Origin of the sequence: Pseudomonas yamanorum, assembly GCF_013386765.1 — a bacterium.
In the GTDB taxonomy this organism is placed as follows: domain Bacteria; phylum Pseudomonadota; class Gammaproteobacteria; order Pseudomonadales; family Pseudomonadaceae; genus Aquipseudomonas; species Aquipseudomonas yamanorum_A.
In genome coordinates, this window is sequence record NZ_JACARE010000021.1 from 1 (window position 1) to 18,527 (window position 18,527).

An 18,527-nucleotide genomic window follows, 5' to 3' on the forward strand; every position below is an offset into this window, starting at 1 on the left:
CATAAGCCGCCGTTACCTAAACAACGGATATGTACGCAGACCGGCTACCGCGCAAGCACCATGGCAAAATACCCAAACACCGTGAGCAAGATCCCCGACACCGCATACGCCACCGGAAACCCGATCCACGGCACGGTGCTGTCAATCTCCTTGGCCGCCTCCCGCGCCGGCCCCGAATGACTACGCGCCCCCGCCACCCCGCCCATGAGAATCGCCGGGTTGATCTTGAACACATGAAACCCCACCGCCCAAACAATAAACGGCGGAATCGTGCACGCCACAAACCCCAGCACAAAGATCTTCAACGCAATAATCGCGCTGATCTGCGAAACCAGATTCGCCCCCGCATTCACCCCCACAATCGCAACAAAGAAAATCAGCCCCATGTCCTCGAGGATGTTGCGTGCCGCGTTCGGCGTATTACCAAAAAACCGCACCCGCGATACCAGCGACGAAACAATAATCCCCGACACCAGCAACCCACCGGCATTCCCCAGCCCAACCGCCGCACCGAACGCCGGCACTTGAATCAGCCCGATCAGCAAGCCCAACACCATGCCCAGGGACAACGTGAGCAAATCAGTCGCGGTACTCGGCCGCCCCGCCTTGCCCAACAACACCGTGGCCTTGTCGATAGCACTGCGCAGGCCGATCAGGTGCATCACATCCAGGCGTTGCAGACGGGTTTCCAACCCCACGGGAATCGGCGCCCCACCCCGCTCAATCCCCACCAATTGCACCTGCCCGGCAATCGGCGACTGGCTGAATTCCTTGAGTGCCTTGCCCACGGCATCCTTGTGGGTCACCAGGATCACCGCTTCATCCAGCGGTATATTCAGCGCCCGGGCATCCGGCACTTCCGGACCGATCAGGCCCATGTGATCGGTCAGTGCGTCCAGGCTCCCACCCAGTGCAATTACGTCGCCCAGTTGCAACACCAATGTCGGATCGGCCCCCAGCAACTGGTCACCGCGCTCGACGTTCTCAATCTGGTACAGCGCAAACCGCTCGCGAAACTGCGCGATGCTCTGCCCCGCCAGCTCAGGATTCACCAGCCGATAAGCCCGCAGGTCAAACGGTCGATAACCGCTGAGCCCCGCATCATCGACGTTCGGCACGCCGTGCTCGACTTCATATTGCTTGGCCGCCTTGCGCGCATCCACACCCCACCAACGCGGCAGGTATTTGCAGATGAGGATGATGCCAACCGTGCCCCAGATATAAGTGATGCCGTAGGACAGCGCGATCATCGCCGTGGCCGCTGCCGCCGTGGTGCCCGGCGGCAGTGGCACCACGCCCGAGGTGATGGCCTGTTCGGCGGAACCTATGGCCGCCGACATGGTTTGCGAACCGGCAAGAATCCCGCCCGCCGCACCCACCGGCAGCGATAACAGGCGTACGCCCAGCACCACGATGCCCAGCCCGAGGAACGAGGACAGAATCGCCAGGAAGGTGAACTTCAGGCCATCGCCCTTGAGGCTGTTGATGAACGAAGGCCCCACACGCAGGCCGACGCCGTACATGAACAGGTAATAAAACAGGCTCTTGGTGAAGTTATCGAGTTCGAAATGCACGCCGTAGTACGACGCCCAGGTCGCAATCGCGCAGCCGATCACGATGGCTCCGGCCACCGCGCCCAGGCCGTAGCCCTTGATGGTGCCACGCCCGACCCAGACAGACAGGCCAACCACCAGGAACAGCAGGATGTAAGGGTTGTCGTGCAGGAAAGTAAAGAAGGCAGTCACGATGATTCGTACCTGGCGATGAAACGCTAAAGGCACCGGGCCTCAAGGCCCGGTGAGTGTTCAGGGCGTTCAGTCGAGGTTCGGGGTGTCGGCCGGGGTAACCGGGTCGGCAATGGCGCCATGGCTGAAACTTGGGCCCGCGTCGGAATGCTCCACCGGGTTTTTCTGCAAGTAGGCGATGGCCTTGCGCAGGTCATCAAGCAGCAGCGCCACCAGGTCGCGACTCACGCCATGGCGCACCAGGATGCGCTGCACCACGATGTTCTGGCGGTCGGACGGCAGCGGGTAAGACGCAATCTGCCAGCCGCGCATACGCACGCGCTCCGACAGGTCGTAGAGGCTGAAACCGTGGTCGACGCCATCCTTGAGCTTGTAGCAGACCGCCGGCAGCCCGTCCTTGCCGTCGTACACCAGTTCCAGCGGGGCGAACTTGACGATCTCTGACGCCAGCCACTGCGCAGTGTCCGAACAGGCTTGTTGAATGCGGGTGTAGCCGTCGCGCCCGAGCCGCAGGAAGTTGTAGTACTGGGCGATGATTTCACCGCCCGGCCGGCTGAAGTTGAGGGCAAAGGTGGCCATGTTGCCGCCCAGGTAATCGACGTAGAAGATCAGCTCTTCCGGCAGGTCTTCGGTGGAGCGCCAGATCACCCAGCCCACGCCCAGCGGCGCCAGGCCGTACTTGTGGCCCGAGGCATTGATCGATTTGACACGCTCGATCATGAAGTCCCATTGCAGTTCCTGCTGGATGAACGGGGCGATAAACCCGCCGCTGGCGGCGTCGACATGGATCGGGATGTCCAGGCCCAGGTCACGTTGCATCGAATCCAGCTCGGCCGCCAGCGCGGCCACCGGTTCGTAGATCCCGGTAAAGGTCACGCCCAGGGTCGCCACCACACCGATGGTGTTTTCGTCGCAATATTCCCGCAGGTCGGCCGGGCGCAGGCCCAATGCATCGCCGCGCAATGGCACTTCGCGAATTTCCACGTCGAAGTAGCGGGCGAATTTCTTCCAGCAAATCTGCACCGGGCCACACACGAAGTTTGGTTTGTCGGTGGGCAAGCCTGCGGCTTCGCGGCGCTTCTTCCAGCTCCACTTGAGGGCCAGGCCACCGAGCATCGCCGCCTCGCTGGAGCCGGTGGTGGAACAGCCGACGGTTTGCCAGGACTTCGGCGCGTGCCACAGGTCGGCAATGATGTGCACGCAACGGTTTTCGATTTCGGCCGTCTGCGGGTATTCATCCTTGTCGATCATGTTCTTGTCGAGGGCATCGGCCATCAACTGCTGCACTTCGGGCTCGACCCAGGTGGTGCAGAAGGTCGCCAGGTTTTGCCGGGAGTTGCCGTCCAGCAGCAGCTCGTCGCGCACCAGGTTGTAGGCCGCCGACGGTGTGGTCGAGTGGTCCGGGAGGCGATATTTGGGGAGTTTGTGCTGGGCGGAGCCACTCGAATAGACGTCTTCGATGGCTTGGTCCTGGGTCTCTACGGTTCTGTGAAGTGCCATGAAATCCTGCTCTTGGATGAGGGAAATGGCGTAGACGTTGATCGCGACAAACGCCGATCAGGCTGCGTCAGGAAACGAACGATGGAGCGGTGGCGCCGAATATCACACGCACTGCGGCACAGGAAAGTGACCCAGATCATCAAAATCGTGGATAAGCAGTCCAGCCTGGCAGTGACCTATTGGCTCAGCGCTTCGTTCAGTATCAAGCTGCGATAGTGCCCGGGGTTGGAGCCCGACCACTTGCGAAACGCCTTGTAGAACGAGCTGGCGTCGGCAAACCCCAGGCGGGTGGCGATCTCGGCGAAGCTGATGTCGGCGTCGGCCAGCCATACGATCGCCAGTTCCTTGCGCACACTGTCCTTGAGGCCCTGGTAGGTCTGCCCTTCTTCTGCCAGGCGCCGGCGCAGGGTCGAGGCCGAGATGCACAGGGACGCCGCCAGGCCTTCGGTTTCCGGCCAGGTGTCGGCGGGCATTTGCCGAAGGTCGGCCTTGATGCGGGTGGCGAGGCTGTCGGGGTCGCGGTATTTGACCAGGATGTTGGCAGGCGCATGGGCCAGGAAGCGCTTGAGTTCTTCCGGACTGCGCTTGATCGGCAGGTCGAGGCAGTCGGCGGAGAAAATCATCCGGGTGCGGGGCCGGTCGAAGCGCAGGTTGTCGGAGAACATCACCTGATAGTCGTCACAGAAGTCCGGCTGTGGGCAGCGCAGTTCAATCGCCAGGATCGGGATACGCCGCCCGGCCAGCCAGCAGGCGACACCGTGGACGATCATCCAATAGGCAAAATAGGTGAAGGCTCGCTTGGGTTTGGGCTCAGGCTCCAGCAATACGATTTCTGCCAGGCTCTGCTGGCGCACCAGTTGCGCCGGCATGCGCTCGAGCATCAGCGACAGAAAGCCAAGGCCGGTTTCCAGTGCGGTGGCAAGCGTCGGCTGGGCCATGGAGACGCGGCAAAGGAACTCCAGGCTGCCGGACTTGAGCTTGCGCGGGTCCATGCCGAAAAATTCATCGTCCATGCGCCGCGCCAGCAAGCGCCACAAACGCGCATAAGCCGTGGCCGGAACGCGTGCATTTGGCTGGCCCAGCAGCGCGGGACTGATCCCGACCTTGGTCAATACTTCATCGGTCGCCGCACCCGGTGCGCAGCTCTGCAACAGGGCTTCGCGGACCAGCTGGATGGAAATCGTGTCTTTTTCCGACATGGGGAATGGCGCAATCCGGTGACTGGAACGTTGCCGCGCATTCTAGTGGCGGTTGCGGTTTGCCACCACCGTTCAGTCAACGTTCAGTAAAGGTCAACATTTCCTGTTTAGCAATGAGTATCATTATGTTACAACTTAGCCTCCTATCTAGTGACGATTCGGTGCCGAATGCTTGTTCCCTTTTTAATCATGCTGCGCGAAGGCATAGAAGCCGCCTTGATCGTTGGCATTATTGCCAGCTATCTCAAGCAGACTGGCCGTGGCCAGTACATGCCCGCAGTGTGGATCGGCGTCTTTCTGGCAGCCGCCCTGGCGCTGCTGGTGGGGGGCGGCCTGGAACTGGTCAGTGCCGAATTCCCGCAAAAGCAACAGGAACTGTTTGAAGGCATCGTCGGCCTGGTGGCCGTGGGCATTCTCAGCTCCATGGTGTTCTGGATGCGCAAGGTAGCGCGCTCCATCAAGCATTCCCTGCATGAATCCCTTGATCATGCCTTGGCCGGCTCCAAGCACCAGGTCACCGCGCTGATCGCCATGGTGTTTTTTGCCGTGGCCCGTGAAGGCCTCGAAACCGTGTTTTTCCTGCTGGCCGTGTTCCAGCAAAGCGAAGGCCCGGGCGCGCCGATTGGCGCCCTGCTCGGCCTGATCCTGGCAATCATCGTCGGCTTCCTGATCTACACCGGCAGCATGCGCCTGAACCTCGGTGCGTTCTTCCGCTGGACCGGTTTGTTCATCCTGGTGGTGGCCGCCGGCATCCTCGCCAACTCGGTACAGGCCCTGCACGAAGCCGGGGTGTGGAACCACCTGCAAACCGTGTTGTTCGATTTCAGCGCGACGCTGCCGATGGATGGCCCGTTGGGCTCGGTGCTCGCCGGCATGTTCGGCTACCAGGACGCCCCGACCGTGAGCACCCTGGGTGCCTACCTGATTTACCTGGTAGTGGCCCTGGTGATGTTCTTTTTGCCGGCGCCGCCGAGCAAGCCGGCCGCCCGCACAACTTCTTCCGTTTCCAGCCAGTAAGGACCGCCTCTTGTCCAACCAAACCCCTCAACCGGCTCCGCCCTCCCGCGCCTTGCGCTGGGCGGTGGGCGGCTCGGTGGTCGTGATGATCGCCGCCGGTGGCCTGTTCTATTACGCCTCGCAACTGGCCGCCTCCAAGCGACAGGCCAACCACAATGAAATCGCCGTGACCATCCACGCCCACAGCTGCGAGCCGAATGCGCTCACGGTGCCGGCCGGCCACGCCAGTTTCCGCATCATCAACCGCTCGGACCGTGCCGTGGAATGGGAGATCCTCGACGGCGTGCTGGTGGTCGAAGAGCGCGAAAACATCGCTCCGGGCCTGAGCCAGGTGATCAACGCCAACCTGCTGCCCGGCGACTACCAGATCACCTGCGGCCTGTTGAGCAACCCGCGCGGCACCTTGAAGGTCACGCCAACCGCCGAGTCGGATGCCCAAGCCAAGGCCAAGCCATCGATGGTGGCGTTTATCGGCCCGCTGTCGGAATTTCGCGTGTACCTGAGCAGCCAGGGCAGCGCCCTGGTCAAGGCGGTTACCGCGCTTGACCAGGCCATCGAAGCCGGCGACCTTGCCCAGGCTCAGGCGCTGTACGTGCCGGCCCGTGAGGCTTACCAGCGCCTGGCCCCGGCCTCGCAGCGCCTGGCGGAACTGGACAACGCGATCAACGCCCGCGCCGATTACTTTGAAAAACGCGAGCAAGACCCGGCCTTCAGCGGCTTCCACCGCCTGGAATACGGCCTGTTCCAGCAACGCAACCTCGACGGCCTGGCCCCGATTGCCCAGCGTCTGGTGACCGACGTCACCAGCCTCAAGCAACAGCTGCTGGCCCAGTCGCTGCCACCGGAGCAACTGGTGAGCATTGTGGTGCGCAACCTCAACAGCCTGGCCGACGTACGCGCCGCCAGCGGTGAGGAAGAACGCTACAGCCATATCGACCTCAACGGGTTCGCCGCCAACCTGGACGCCGCCCGCAAGGTGGTCGACCTGATGCGCCCACTGCTGACCAAATCTGCCGAGCAACTGCTGCCCGGCATCGACAGTGCGATCACCGCCCTCGACGCCGAACTTAACGGTTTGAAAGTCGATGGCCGCTACGCCACGTATGACAGCGTTACGGCCGATCAGCGCAAGCAGATCGCCGACAAGGCCAAGGCTCTGGCCGCCGCACTCGATGGAATCGACCCCGCCCTTGGCCTTTCCGGCCTGAAGTGAAGACGACCGTAGACATGAGTGATTCAGAACAATTTTCTTCCCAGCGTCGTCGTGTATTGCTGGGCATGGCCGCCACTGGCGCCGCGATTGCCGGTAGCAGCCTGAGCTGCCCGGCGATGGCGGCCGCGTCGGCGACTGCACAAGTCACCACCGCCCCAAGCAGTGAAAAGACCCAGGACCACCACGATTACCATGGCAAGCACCAGACCGGCATCGTCACCCCGCGCCCGGCCTGCGGCATGCTGGTGTCGTTCGATGTGCTGGCCAGCGACCGCGAAGACCTGGAGCGCCTGTTTCGCACCCTGAACGAGCGCATTGCGTTCCTGATGACCGGCGGCACCGTGGTGCAAGTCGATCCGAAACTGCCACCCACCGATTCCGGGATCCTCGGCCCGGTGGTGACGCCGGACAACCTGACCATCACTGTATCGGTGGGCGAATCGCTGTTCGACGAGCGTTTCGGCCTGGCCGCGGCCAAGCCCAAGCGCCTGATTCGCATGGTCGGTTTCCCCAACGATGCGCTGGAACCGGCGCAGTGCCACGGCGACCTGAGCCTGCAGTTCAGCTCCAACACCCCGGACACCAATATTCACGCCCTGCGCGACATCGTGAAGAACCTGCCGGACCTGCTGCTGGTGCGCTGGAAACAGGAAGGCAGCGTGCCGCCCCAGGCCCCTGCCCGCCCCGGCGAGCCGGCACAGAGCGCCCGCAACTTCCTCGGTTTTCGTGACGGTTCGGCCAACCCGAATTCCAACGACAACAAGGCGATGGATCAGATTGTGTGGGTTCAACCCGGCAGCGACGAACCGGCCTGGGCCGCCAATGGCAGCTACCAGGCGGTGCGGATTATCCGCAACTTCGTCGAGCGCTGGGACCGTACGCCCCTGCAAGAGCAAGAAAGCATCATTGGCCGGATCAAGACCAGTGGCGCGCCCATGGACGGCCAGAAAGAAACCCAGGTCCCGGACTACAGCAAGGACCCGGAAGGCAAATTGACCAAGCTCGATGCCCACATCCGCCTGGCCAACCCACGTACTGCACAGACCCAGGCCAACCTGATCCTGCGCCGGCCGTTCAACTACTCCAACGGCGTCAATAAAAACGGTCAGCTGGACATGGGGCTGTTGTTCATCTGCTACCAGGCTGACCTGGAGAAAGGCTTTATCAGCGTGCAAACCCGGCTCAACGGCGAGCCCCTGGAGGAATACCTGAAGCCGGTCGGCGGCGGTTATTTCTTCACCTTGCCAGGCGTCACCGGGCCCCAGGATTTTATCGGGCGCACGCTGCTTGATGCGACACATCCACAAACCACTGCCAAAACCTAAAACAAACCCCAGAGCGGAAATCGTCCCATGAAGAAGTCGTCTCTCGCATTGTCGTTGTTAATGAGCCTTTCGCCGTTGGCCGCCTTCGCCGCCACCGCGCCGCTGGACCTGGTAGGGCCGGTGTCGGACTACAAAATCTATGTCACCGAAGAAATCGGTGAACTGGTCACCCAGACTCAGGCGTTCACCGACGCCGTGAAAAAAGGCGACCTGGCGACCGCCAAGAAGCTGTACGCGCCAACCCGCGTTCACTATGAGTCCATCGAGCCGATCGCCGAGCTGTTCAGCGACCTCGACGCGTCCATCGACTCCCGTGTAGACGACCACGAAAAAGGCGTGAAAGCCGAAGACTTCACCGGCTTCCACCGCATCGAGTACACCCTGTTCTCCGAGAACACCACCAAAGGCCTGGACGCCCTGGCAGACAAGCTCAACAGTGACGTGCTGGACCTGAAAACCCGTGTGGATGGCCTGACCTTCCCGCCGGAAAAAGTCGTCGGTGGTGCTGCCGCCCTGCTTGAAGAAGTGGCCGCGACCAAGATCTCCGGTGAAGAAGACCGTTACAGCCACACCGACCTGTATGACTTCCAGGGCAACATCGACGGCGCGAAGAAAATCGTCGACCTGTTCCGTCCGCAGATCGAGAAGCAAGACAAGGCGTTCGTCGCCAAAGTCGACAAGAACTTCGCGGCTGTAGACAAGATCCTGGCCAAGTACAAAACCAAGGATGGCGGTTTCGAGACCTACGACAAGGTCAAGGAAGCTGACCGTAAAGCCCTGGTTGGTCCGGTTAATACCCTGGCTGAAGACCTGTCGACCCTGCGTGGCAAGTTGGGCTTGAACTGATTTACCTCCCGGGGGTTCGTGCCGCTCTCAGCAGCGGCCGAACGCCCGGGGCTTCAAACCTCAGCTCAACTTGGGTGTGAATTGCTCAAGTGGCGCGCCTTCGGGCCTATGACTCATAGGGTTGATCTCGTACCACGAGCCGTTCTTCTGAACCGCATCCACCTCCCGGTTTGCACTGAAGCCCTTACGGGCTCCCGGCCATTGGCCCGCCCTGCGGCCTGGACCTGAGGCCAACGCCGCCTCCGCCGCTCCTACGCTCCACCGCCACTGCTCGTGCATCTTCGCTGGCATGTAGATGTCCCCTCCCAGTTTAACGGTTTGCCCGGTGATCACTTTTTTCACCCCGTTCACCAGCTTCGGCCCCGCGCGCAGAATGCTGGGGAGGTTTTCCAGCGGATTGAGTAGACCGCGAACAAATGTGCCGCCCGCTTTGAGGCCAGCCACAGTGAATGGCTTGCTGCTGAACGGAATCAACATTTTCAAACCCGTGCCCACCGTTTTCAGCCCCGCCAGCCCGCCGGTAGCCAAAAACGACGCGACATCAATCACTAAGCCCTGCAATCCGGACGCTATCTTGCCTTCCACCAAATCGGCAATTGCACCCACAAACGGGATCAAGCCCAGTATCAAGCGACCATTCTCGGCGCTGAATATCGGGGGCGTGTTGGGGAAGACGGCCCTGTGCAGTGCTGTCGGCTGGTTGGCATGGGCGATCCGTGCATCACGGTTGCCGTCAAAGCTATGGGCCAGCAACTTCTCCACCACTGCTGATACGGTGGAAGAAGCGAAGGTGTCGGGTATCTGGCCAGGGTCGTTCGCTGTGCCCTGCAAAGGTTCTCCGTGCGGTTCAAGGATCAGCTCCGATTTCGCGTCTGGGCGTGGCGCGGCCCCTGAGCTATAGGCCTCGAAATCAAACGGCAACGTCGTTCCCTGGTGGAATTTTCCTTTTGATTCTAAATAGCGTCCGTAGGGTTCAAAAACCTCCGTAATCGTACCGCCCACTTTCAAATCATTGGGCAAGTCGGGGCGATGAACCATCGTCATTGAATTGGGAAAAACCTCGTAAAACTCATACCTGGGCCCGAGTTCCCTCATTTTAAAGCGCATCAAAAGGCCTTGGGCACCCTTGCTTTTTTCGATCGTCGAGGCCTGCCGTTTATCCTCCTCTATGTCGTCTCCAGTTTCTTTGCGCAAGGTATAAAACTGGATCTCCTCGGAGGACTCCAACTCCGTGCGCTGTTTCAGGGGTAGCTGAGCGAACATCAGTTTTAACGTAGTGGCATGGGCGGCCCGGGTGTCGGCAATGTATTTGTCCACAGCGGGCGCGACCAGTGGCTCGATCATCGGCAGTTGCTTGAGGCGCTCTTTGAAGGTCTCCAGGGGAACGTTGGGATGGATGGTCACTCCGAGCGTCCAACTGTCTTCACGACCAAGCAGCGGAAGACGTTCCGCCTGATTCAACAGGATGACATCGGTCAATAACTTCGGGGTGTGCTCGTATGGACCGGCAATATGCGGGCCTGCGGCATTGCCCAGATCAGGATGCCCCGCCAGCTTTATGTTGCGAATTTCTTCCTCGGTCATCTCCGGAAACAGCAGCGCCAGTTGCTTGACCAGCAGGCTGGTTTGGGTGGGCGGCTCGCTCATCAAGGTGTCCAACGCTTCGCGTGTCTGCGTTTCCCGTTGGATAAACACCTGCGATGCGGCCTGATAGTTCTCCTCGGAATATTGTCGATCCCGGGTCGCAGGGTACAGGCCCGACATGGCGCCCCAGTCCAGCAGGGGCTGGCGCCCCATACTCTTGATCAACATCTCCTGGTTAGGTCCCGGGGCATCCAGACGCACAAGCGCCATGGCTTGCTTGAATTCCAGCCGCGAATCACTTGCCATTGCACAGGCCACGCGCATGTTCATCCAGCCCGTGGAGCCGACCTTGATATTTTCGGGGTTCTGGTTAAGTAGCGGGTGAGTATCGGCCGCCACCGCCGGGTCGATTTTGATCAGCATCTCCGGTGCCGACTGGGCCAGATATAAATGGGCCATCAAGGCTGAGACCTTAGGGTCGACACGTTTGCTTTCCAGATGCTTTTCGACGTCGGCCCGCACCTCCTTGAGCGTGCGGCCCAAGTTGCCCGGCTGATAAACCTCGTAACCGGCGACGGTCCCGGGGAGGCCAGGCAGCGGGCCGTTGACACTGAGCTTGAGGGCGGTCGCCAGGAGCTGATAGCGCTCCGCCCGCGGAAGCGCTTGACCATCCGCCACGGCAAAAAGCTTGAGGGCCTTGGCGATTTTTTCAGCCAACATGATCGCCTTTGGCGAATCAAAAAAGGCCGCGAGCTGACGGTCCGGGTCAGGATAGGACTGCACGCCCGACGGCGCCGGGGAAAAGTCCTTGAACAGCGCCATGGCCTGCGTCGAGAAACCTTTGAGCTTTGCCTTCGCCTGGGCAGGCAGTGCTCCCGGGGCCTGCCCATAGGGCGTCATGCCTGCGTAGTTACCTGCCAACGGCGGCGGCGGGAATTGATTGCCGAGCAACTCCAGCGTCGCGCGCAGTTTGCCGGCGGTCTGCGGGACGTCAAGGGCGTAGTGTTTCAGGGCCTGGCGGGCGTCATAAATGGGGGTGGAGTACAGCGCATTCCCGGTTTCGTTACTCAGCATGACCAACTGATCGAATTCCGACTTCATCGTGCGTGCCGCCTGTTGCTGCTCGGCGCTGCCGGCTGCCGATACTTTTTCGACTTCGTCGTCGAAATACCGTTGTAGCGAGACCCATTGAGCGGCGCCGTTGCTCTGCTGCAGCTCGCCCTCCGATAGCCTGTATTTAGCCCTTGCCGGCTCTTCAAGGCCTGCCTTATCCAAAAAAGCCTTGAACGCCGGTGACCCAAGGAACTGAAGCAATCGTTCACGGGGCTGCTTACTGCGCTGAGCCAAGGTAGAAGCTGGCCCCGCCACCACGATCAGCTTATCCAGTTCCAGGGTGTCATCCTCCTGCTTACCCTCCAGCAGAGATTGCAGTTGAAACGACAGGAATGCGCGCACGGCGTTGTCGTCCCGTACCTGCTTCTGTCGTTTGGATTGCTCCGCCCACTCACTGCGCTGCGCCTGGGATTTTTTTGGCCAGCCATCCCGCTTGAGCCGAGCGCCCAATTGGGGGGCAGCCTGCTCAGTCCGCGGTTGCCTGACCCCGTAAAAGTCCAGCTGCACGTTGCGCGAAATAACTTGCGGGGTCGTACCGATATCGATGGACATACCGAGGTCATTGGGCGAAAGGATCTTTTGCAAGGCGCTCACCCTTGCGCTGACCAGCCCCCAACCGGAACCGTCGGTAGTGCTGAAACGCATTGAGGTTTGCGTACCATCGCGCAGCACTGTGCCAACAACAGAGTCGCTGAATATCTGCACACTGGACGGCGTGAGGCCAGCGGATTTGATCCAGGCCCGAAGCGCCGGCTCGTTAATCGCCTCCTTGTACATCTTGATAAAAGGCGTAATGGCCGCATCATTGGGCAGTGGCTTGTTTGGCGCAGTACCGGTTGCAAGCCACTGAAGCAGGTTGTTCTGCTGCGCGATATCGGCGTTTGCCCCCACGAGCTGTCCGTACTGACGGCGCCACGCAACGCGCTTTTCATCGGGTATCGTCGGCCAGCCATCCTTTTCAAGCTGCTTGCCAAGTTGCGGTCCGTCTTTGGTATCGCCGGGCGGAGTCACCCCGTAAAAACCAAGGATCACATTGACGTGACGAAATTCTCCGTTCTCGTCTGGCAGTAAAACCCCTTCAGCAGACAGCTTATTCACCGCGTTACTGACTTGAGCGCTGACTCCGCCCCAGCCGGATCCGTCGGTAGCAGTAAACTTTTGCGCTTGCTGTTTTCCGTCGACCTCCACCATGCCTTCAACTCGATCGCTGAACACCCGCACGGTCGATAGATCCAGGCCCTTGGACTTGAACCAGGCCTGCACATGTGGTGCCTGCGCCGCTTCAGTGAAGGCGTCAGCGAAGGGTTTGATCGAGGAGTTTTGAGGAATGGGGTGGTGGCGAAGCCGGCCGGTCTTCAGCCAGTGGGTCAGGTTTTTCTGCAGGCGCTCGTCCGCTTTTATCGCGTCGGCGGGCGCTGGAAAACCTGGAGCTGCAAGCCCTGCACCGACCGCGACCTGGTCAAGCAAGGCTTGCTGCAAGCGCCCACCCCGCTGGCGTGGTACGACAGTAAGCGGCAAGCGTTCAATCCCGTCCGACGTACTCGGCGGCACTGACGAAACCGGGGGAGCAAGGGGTTGTGCGTTGCTATTGACGCCTGCCGGAACATAGGCAGGTGTGGACATACGGTTTGCATTAACTGGCGACATTCTAAGTTCTCTTCACGGTTGAGATCGCAAGAGTTCTTGTCCTTAAGAACAGTCAACCGGAAGAGTAAGAGGTCGAGCCCATCCGCTGTATAAGCAGATGCTTAATCAGAGCCGTCAAGACAACAGAATGCTACAGGATCCGATACAACAACCGCTCGATCCGCACCCGGCTGACCCTCCGCAAAAACTTGCCGACGGCCGTCGGGTAGTCCACCAGGGTTTGCAACTGCTGATAGCGTTCGATACGCGAGGTGTGCTGGAAAATCTCCGCCAGTTCGGTACGCCGTGGCCCCACCCACTCACCCTTCGGATCGTCGATCAGCAAGGCATTTTCCAGGTCGAGGCGAAACGCGCGCGGGTTGAGGTTGTTGCCGGTCAGCAAGGTGTAGCGCTGATCGACCCACATGCCCTTGAGGTGGTAGGTGTTGTCGCCGTCGCGCCACAGGTGCAGGTTGAGTTGGCCGCTGTCGATCATGCGCTGGTGGCGCTTGGCAAAGCGTCGCAGGCTGATTTCGTAGAGATACGGCAACGCCGCGATGACCTTGAACGGCTCGCTCGGCGGGATGTAGAAGTCGTTGGCGGTCTTGTCGCCCACGATGATGTCGATCTTCACCCCGCGCGCCAGGGCGCGGTTGATTTCCCGCGTGACCGGCAGCGGCAGGTTGAAGTAGGGGGTGCAGATGGTCAGTTGGTGCTGGGCACTGGCGATCAGCTCGCAGATCACGCGGCTCAGGGGGTTGTTCTTGCACACGCCCAACAATGGGCTCACCGACAGGTTGCCGTTGGGCAACTGCCCCGCCGTGGTGTCGTACACCGCGTGTTTCAGGCGGCTGCGCAGGTCGCCGATGTCGTTGCGCAGGCTGCGGGTGGTCGGCGGGTTGGGCAGGTCCAGGCGGTGCACCGCCTTGGCGGCCACCAGGCCGTGCTCCACCAGGTGCTGCATCGAGTCGGCCAGGGCCTTGTTGTGGATCAGGTGGTAACGGTCATAACGGTATTTGTCGAACTTGTGCAGGTACACATTGTTCAGGCTGGCGCCGCTGTACAGCACGCTGTCATCGATCACAAAGCCCTTGAGGTGCAACACGCCGAACAGCTCGCGGGTTTGCACCGGTACGCCATACACCGGTACTTCGGTGCTGTGGGACTGGGTCATGGCCTGGTACCAGGCGCTGTTGCCCGGTTGCTTGCCGGCTCCGATCAAACCGCGCTGGGCCCGCAGCGAGTCAACCACCACCACGATGTCCAGCCCGGGCCGCGCGGCCTTGGCGGCGTGCAGCGCGTCGTAGATCTCTTGCCCGGCCTCATCCTGCTGCAGGTACAACGCCACGATGTAGATACGCTGGGTGGCCTGGGAAATTTTCTCCAGCAGGCAACGACGGTATTGCGCGGCGCCGGACAGCACCTCGATAGCCTCGGGCGTAAGGGGAAAACCGCGCAGCTTGGGCAACAGGGAGCGTTTGAATAACGACGGCATAGGGCTCGCAATGGGTCGAATCCGAAGGACTCGAGAGCTTACACCATGGGCTGGCTCAGGTCTTCCCGCCCGCGGGTAAAAAATAATTAATTGACCAAGGAGAACGATCGTTCTACTGTAGTTTGCATGAACGATATCACTCGCGACATTATCCTCGACGTCACCGAAAAGTTGATCTACCGCCACGGCATTGCTGCCACCGGCATGGATCTTCTGGTGAAAACCGCCGGCGTCTCCAGAAAGAGCGTCTACCGCTACTTTGCCAACAAGGACGAACTGGTGATCGCCGCCTTGCAGCGCCGCGACGAGCGCTGGATGCACTGGCTGCGCACCGACGTGGACCGCCACGCCACCACCGGCGAGCGCCTGTTGGGTGTGTTCAGCGCGCTGACGACCTGGTTTGGCTCTGCCGACTTTCGCGGCTGCGCCTTCATCAACACCAGCGGCGAAACCGGCGACCCGCAAGACCCGGTACGCCTGCTGGCCAAGGCCCATAAACACAAACTGTTCGATTACCTCCTCGAACTGTGTCAAGCACATGGCACCCCCGACCCGGAACGCCAGGCCGCGCACCTGCTGATCCTGATTGATGGCGCCATTACCGTTGCCCTGGTGATGGGCGACACCACCGCTGCCGATAGTGCGCAATCCATGGCGCGAACCTTATTGGCACTTTGACCCAACTTTTATTTGAACCTGCCCAGGAGCCGTCCCATGTCCTCCAACCCTGAAATACGCCCGCCGCTGCCGCCGTTTACCCGTGAATCGGCGATTGAAAAGGTTCGCCTGGCCGAAGACGGCTGGAACTCCCGTGACCCACAACGGGTATCCCTGGCGTATACCCTGGATACCCAATGGCGCAACCGCGCCGAGTTCGCCCACAACCGCGAAGAAGCCAAGGGCTTCCTGACCCGCAAATGGGCCAAGGAACTGGATTATCGGTTGATCAAGGAGTTGTGGGCGTTTACCGGCAACCGAATCGCCGTGCGTTATGCCTATGAATGGCATGACGACTCCGGCAACTGGTTCCGCTCCTACGGCAACGAGAACTGGGAGTTTGACGAGAACGGCTTGATGGCGAACCGGTTTGCCTGCATCAACGACCTGCCGATCAAGGAAAGCGAGCGCAAGTTCCACTGGCCGTTGGGGCGGCGCCCGGATGAGCATCCGGGGTTGTCGCAGCTGGGACTGTAAACCTGACGCGACTCACCTGTGGGAGCTGGCTTGCCTGCGATGCAGGCACCTCGGTGTATCAGGCACACCCAGTTGATGCCATCGCAGGCAAGCCAGCTCCCACACAACCCCGGTGGTCTACGTCAGTCCTGGTTAAGGCCCACCCGATACAACACACCGTTGTCTTCATCCGTCAGCACATACAGGTAACCATCCGGTCCCTGGCGCACATCGCGGATCCGCGCTTTCAACCCGCCCAGCAGACGCTCTTCGTGGATGACCTTGTCACCATCGAACTGCAAGCGAATCAACTCCTGGCTGACCAGTGCACCAATAAACACGTTGTGCTGCCAGGCCTTGAAACGGTCCGCATCGTAGAACGCCATGCCACTCACGCCCGGTGATTTCTCCCACACGTGGTGCGGCGGGACGGTGCCCTCGACGGTCTTGCCCTTGGCCTCGGGAATCGGCGTCAGGGAATAGTTGATGCCATGGGTTGCCAGCGGCCAGCCGTAGTTTTTGCCACGCTCGATGATGTTGATTTCATCCCCGCCGCGCGGACCATGTTCGTTCTCCCACAGCGTGCCGCTCCACGGGTTGAGTGCAGCGCCTTGGGGGTTACGCTGGCCGTAGGACCAGATTTCCGGCCTTACACCTTCCTGGCCGACGAAGGGGTTGTCTTCCGGTACACGACCGTCAGGGAAGATCCGCACCACCTTGCCTTGCAGCTTGTCCAGGTCCTGGGCGGTGGGGCGATCGTTGTTTTCCCCCAGGGTCACGAACAGGTAACCGTCACGGTCAAACACCAGCCGCGAGCCGAAGTGATTACCTGTGGACAGCTTCGGCTCCTGGCGCAGGATCACCTTGAAATCCTGCAGGCCGCTGAGGTCATCGCTCAAGCGCCCACGCCCGACTGCCGTGCCGGCGGTGCCATTCTTGCCGCCGCCTTCGGCGTAAGACAGGTACACCAGGCGGTCCTCTTTGAAGTCGGGCGACAGCACCACATCCAGCAAACCGCCCTGCCCTTTGGCAAACACCTTCGGCACGCCACTCAGGGGCGCGGACAGCTTGCCGTCCGGGCTGACAAACCGCAGGTTGCCGGGGCGCTCGGTCACCAGGAAGCCTTGCTTGTCCGGCAGGAACGCCACCGCCCACGGATGATCCAGGCCCTTGGCTATCGGAGTGACCGTGATGCTCCCCTGTTCACTGGGGAACTGTTGGGTGTCGGCCGCCGAAACGGGCAGCGCCAGGGGCAGCAAGGCGGCGGCACAGAAGGTCGCTAGAAGGGTTTTGCGTAGAAACATACGGTGGGTTTCCTTGTCGTGTTGACACACTCAATCGCCGCGATTGCCATTGGCATCGCGGGTGGGAGCCTTGGGCTGGATGGCCGGCGGGGTCTGCGCGCTGTCGCGGCGCTGGACGCTGTTGCCGATGCCGCCGTTTTGCAGGGTGGGTGGCCGTTGCGCCGGTGGAATGTAGGTGCCCCGCGCAGCGGGTGCGTTGGGCTGGGTGCCCTGCATGCTGTTGGGGTTGGCCTGGTGAATAGGGCCGTTGTAGGGGTTGTTGCTTCTGCCGGGCAGGTTTTGCGCCTGTGCCAACGAGCTCAAGGCCAGGCCCAACGCCAATACGGCAAGGTGACGCAAACGGGTGTTCATGACAAAGCCTCTCTGGGCGCGAGGAGTACGTGCTTTCGATAACACGCTACGCCTAGGGTTCGGCTTTGGTAACTAAATAGTTTCTCATCAGGTGTAACACGATCTGTCTGAAACCCCGCTGCCAGCCGGCTGGCCAGGGAAACTTTTGCCGAACCCGCCGTGTCACCTGAAGACCCCCACACGCTCAGGAAAACCGACATGCCACGGGCTATCTGGAAAGGCGCAATCAGTTTCGGCTTGGTACACATCCCGGTGTCGCTGGTCTCGGCGACGTCTTCCCAAGGCGTCGACTTCGACTGGCTGGACAAGCGCAGCATGGACCCGGTGGGTTACAAGCGCGTCAACAAGGCCACCGGCAAGGAAGTCACCAAGGACAACATCGTCAAGGGCGTGGCCTACGAGAAAGGCCGCTACGTGATCCTCAGCGAAGACGAAATCCGCTCGGCCCACCCCAAATCCACCCAGACCATCGAAATCATCGCGTTTGTGGCCAGCGATCAAATTCCCTTGCAGAACATCGACACGCCCTACTTCCTGGCGCCCGACAAGCGTGGCGGCAAGGTCTACGCGCTGCTGCGGGAAACCCTGAAGAAAACCCGCAAGGTCGCCCTGGCCAACGTGGTGCTGCACACCAAGCAACACCTGGCGGCGCTGATGCCGCTGGAATCGGCCCTGGTACTGGTGATGCTGCGCTGGCCCGCCGAGGTGCGCGGCCTGGATGAGCTGGAACTGGGCAGCGACGTGACCAAGCCAACCCTGGCCAAGGGCGAACTGGACATGGCCAAGCGGCTGGTGGAAGACATGAGCGCCGACTGGCAGCCCGACGAATACCGCGACAGCTTCCAGGACAAGATCATGGCGTTGGTGGCGAAGAAGGCCAAGGCCGGCAAGATCGAAGACGTGGAGTCCAGCGAAGGCGTGGATGAACGTAAATCCGCCGATGTGATTGACCTGACCGAGCTGCTCAAACGCAGCCTGGCGGGCAAGAGCCCGGCGAAGAAACCTGCCGCGAAAAAACCCCGCAAGGCTTCATGAG

At 60.9% G+C, this 18,527-nt stretch carries 14 protein-coding genes; 7 read left to right on the forward strand and 7 right to left on the reverse strand.

Features of this window, described 5'->3' with window-relative positions; all coding sequences use genetic code 11:
- Positions 1 to 44: 44 nt before the first annotated feature.
- The 3 genes from HX875_RS17295 to HX875_RS17305 all read right to left on the reverse strand — a co-directional run bounded on the left by HX875_RS17295 (position 45) and on the right by HX875_RS17305 (position 4,444).
- Positions 45 to 1,745 carry an aspartate:alanine exchanger family transporter gene (locus HX875_RS17295; protein ID WP_177044098.1) on the reverse strand — a complete coding sequence of 567 codons (1,701 nt, stop codon included), beginning with the start codon at positions 1,743 to 1,745 and terminating at the stop codon, positions 45 to 47.
- 69 nt (positions 1,746 to 1,814) lie between these two features.
- Positions 1,815 to 3,245 carry a glutamate decarboxylase gene (locus HX875_RS17300; RefSeq protein WP_177044099.1) on the reverse strand — a complete coding sequence of 477 codons (1,431 nt, stop codon included), beginning with the start codon at positions 3,243 to 3,245 and terminating at the stop codon, positions 1,815 to 1,817.
- 176 nt (positions 3,246 to 3,421) lie between these two features.
- Entirely contained in the window at positions 3,422 to 4,444 is a 1,023-nt protein-coding gene (locus HX875_RS17305; RefSeq protein ID WP_177044100.1) for an AraC family transcriptional regulator, read from the reverse strand.
- 168 nt (positions 4,445 to 4,612) lie between these two features.
- Between HX875_RS17305 and efeU the strand changes: the two genes are divergently transcribed.
- The 4 genes from efeU to efeO (HX875_RS17325) are packed head-to-tail and all read left to right on the forward strand — an operon-like array spanning position 4,613 to position 8,845.
- The gene (efeU, locus tag HX875_RS17310) at positions 4,613 to 5,461 is read left to right on the forward strand and encodes an iron uptake transporter permease EfeU (RefSeq protein ID WP_177044101.1); all 849 of its coding nucleotides are present in this window, start codon (positions 4,613 to 4,615) and stop codon (positions 5,459 to 5,461) included.
- Positions 5,462 to 5,471: 10 nt separating this feature from the next.
- Positions 5,472 to 6,674 carry an iron uptake system protein EfeO gene (efeO, locus tag HX875_RS17315; protein ID WP_177044102.1) on the forward strand — a complete coding sequence of 401 codons (1,203 nt, stop codon included), beginning with the start codon at positions 5,472 to 5,474 and terminating at the stop codon, positions 6,672 to 6,674.
- Positions 6,675 to 6,688: 14 nt separating this feature from the next.
- Complete coding sequence (gene efeB, locus HX875_RS17320) at positions 6,689 to 7,999, forward strand: iron uptake transporter deferrochelatase/peroxidase subunit (RefSeq protein WP_177044103.1); 1,311 nt, start codon at positions 6,689 to 6,691, stop codon at positions 7,997 to 7,999.
- A 27-nt stretch (positions 8,000 to 8,026) separates the two neighbouring features.
- Positions 8,027 to 8,845: an iron uptake system protein EfeO gene (gene efeO / locus HX875_RS17325; protein ID WP_177044104.1), complete on the forward strand. Its 819-nt coding sequence runs from the start codon at positions 8,027 to 8,029 to the stop codon at positions 8,843 to 8,845.
- 60 nt (positions 8,846 to 8,905) lie between these two features.
- Here the strand turns inward: efeO (HX875_RS17325) and HX875_RS17330 are convergent, their stop codons facing one another.
- Both HX875_RS17330 and pssA read right to left on the reverse strand, forming a co-directional pair.
- Positions 8,906 to 13,021 (reverse strand): hypothetical protein, encoded by a 4,116-nt coding sequence (locus HX875_RS17330; RefSeq protein ID WP_256348126.1) that lies wholly within the window; start codon positions 13,019 to 13,021, stop codon positions 8,906 to 8,908.
- 298 nt (positions 13,022 to 13,319) lie between these two features.
- Entirely contained in the window at positions 13,320 to 14,663 is a 1,344-nt protein-coding gene (gene pssA / locus HX875_RS17335; protein ID WP_177044105.1) for a CDP-diacylglycerol--serine O-phosphatidyltransferase, read from the reverse strand.
- 126 nt (positions 14,664 to 14,789) lie between these two features.
- On the opposite strand from pssA, the gene HX875_RS17340 reads away from it, so the two are divergent.
- Together HX875_RS17340 and HX875_RS17345 are read left to right on the forward strand one after the other, a co-directional pair.
- Complete coding sequence (locus tag HX875_RS17340; RefSeq protein WP_177044106.1) at positions 14,790 to 15,341, forward strand: TetR/AcrR family transcriptional regulator; 552 nt, start codon at positions 14,790 to 14,792, stop codon at positions 15,339 to 15,341.
- 36 nt (positions 15,342 to 15,377) lie between these two features.
- Positions 15,378 to 15,857, forward strand: a complete 480-nt coding sequence (locus HX875_RS17345; RefSeq protein WP_177044107.1) for a nuclear transport factor 2 family protein — start codon at positions 15,378 to 15,380, stop codon at positions 15,855 to 15,857.
- A gap of 122 nt (positions 15,858 to 15,979) precedes the next feature.
- On the opposite strand, the gene HX875_RS17350 is transcribed toward HX875_RS17345, so the two are convergent.
- On the reverse strand, positions 15,980 to 17,140 hold the full coding sequence (locus HX875_RS17350) for a PQQ-dependent sugar dehydrogenase (protein ID WP_177044108.1): 1,161 nt from the start codon (positions 17,138 to 17,140) through the stop codon (positions 15,980 to 15,982).
- A gap of 30 nt (positions 17,141 to 17,170) precedes the next feature.
- Positions 17,171 to 17,491, reverse strand: coding sequence for a hypothetical protein (locus tag HX875_RS17355; protein ID WP_177044109.1), 321 nt, complete (start codon positions 17,489 to 17,491; stop codon positions 17,171 to 17,173).
- A 198-nt stretch (positions 17,492 to 17,689) separates the two neighbouring features.
- On the opposite strand from HX875_RS17355, the gene ku reads away from it, so the two are divergent.
- On the forward strand, positions 17,690 to 18,526 hold the full coding sequence (gene ku / locus HX875_RS17360) for a non-homologous end joining protein Ku (protein WP_177044110.1): 837 nt from the start codon (positions 17,690 to 17,692) through the stop codon (positions 18,524 to 18,526).
- Position 18,527: the final 1 nt, after the last annotated feature.

What these genes read in the sequence shown, in the direction of transcription:
- HX875_RS17300 (WP_177044099.1), bottom strand. Translation starts at nt 3,245, where the DNA reads ATGGCACTTCACAGAACCGTAGAGACCCAGGACCAAGCCATCGAAGAC.
- HX875_RS17305 (WP_177044100.1), bottom strand. Translation starts at nt 4,444, where the DNA reads ATGTCGGAAAAAGACACGATTTCCATCCAGCTGGTCCGCGAAGCCCTG.
- efeU (WP_177044101.1), top strand. Translation starts at nt 4,613, where the DNA reads ATGCTTGTTCCCTTTTTAATCATGCTGCGCGAAGGCATAGAAGCCGCC.
- efeB (WP_177044103.1), top strand. Translation starts at nt 6,689, where the DNA reads ATGAGTGATTCAGAACAATTTTCTTCCCAGCGTCGTCGTGTATTGCTG.
- efeO (WP_177044104.1), top strand. Translation starts at nt 8,027, where the DNA reads ATGAAGAAGTCGTCTCTCGCATTGTCGTTGTTAATGAGCCTTTCGCCG.
- pssA (WP_177044105.1), bottom strand. Translation starts at nt 14,663, where the DNA reads ATGCCGTCGTTATTCAAACGCTCCCTGTTGCCCAAGCTGCGCGGTTTT.
- HX875_RS17340 (WP_177044106.1), top strand. Translation starts at nt 14,790, where the DNA reads ATGAACGATATCACTCGCGACATTATCCTCGACGTCACCGAAAAGTTG.
- HX875_RS17345 (WP_177044107.1), top strand. Translation starts at nt 15,378, where the DNA reads ATGTCCTCCAACCCTGAAATACGCCCGCCGCTGCCGCCGTTTACCCGT.
- HX875_RS17350 (WP_177044108.1), bottom strand. Translation starts at nt 17,140, where the DNA reads ATGTTTCTACGCAAAACCCTTCTAGCGACCTTCTGTGCCGCCGCCTTG.
- HX875_RS17355 (WP_177044109.1), bottom strand. Translation starts at nt 17,491, where the DNA reads ATGAACACCCGTTTGCGTCACCTTGCCGTATTGGCGTTGGGCCTGGCC.
- ku (WP_177044110.1), top strand. Translation starts at nt 17,690, where the DNA reads ATGCCACGGGCTATCTGGAAAGGCGCAATCAGTTTCGGCTTGGTACAC.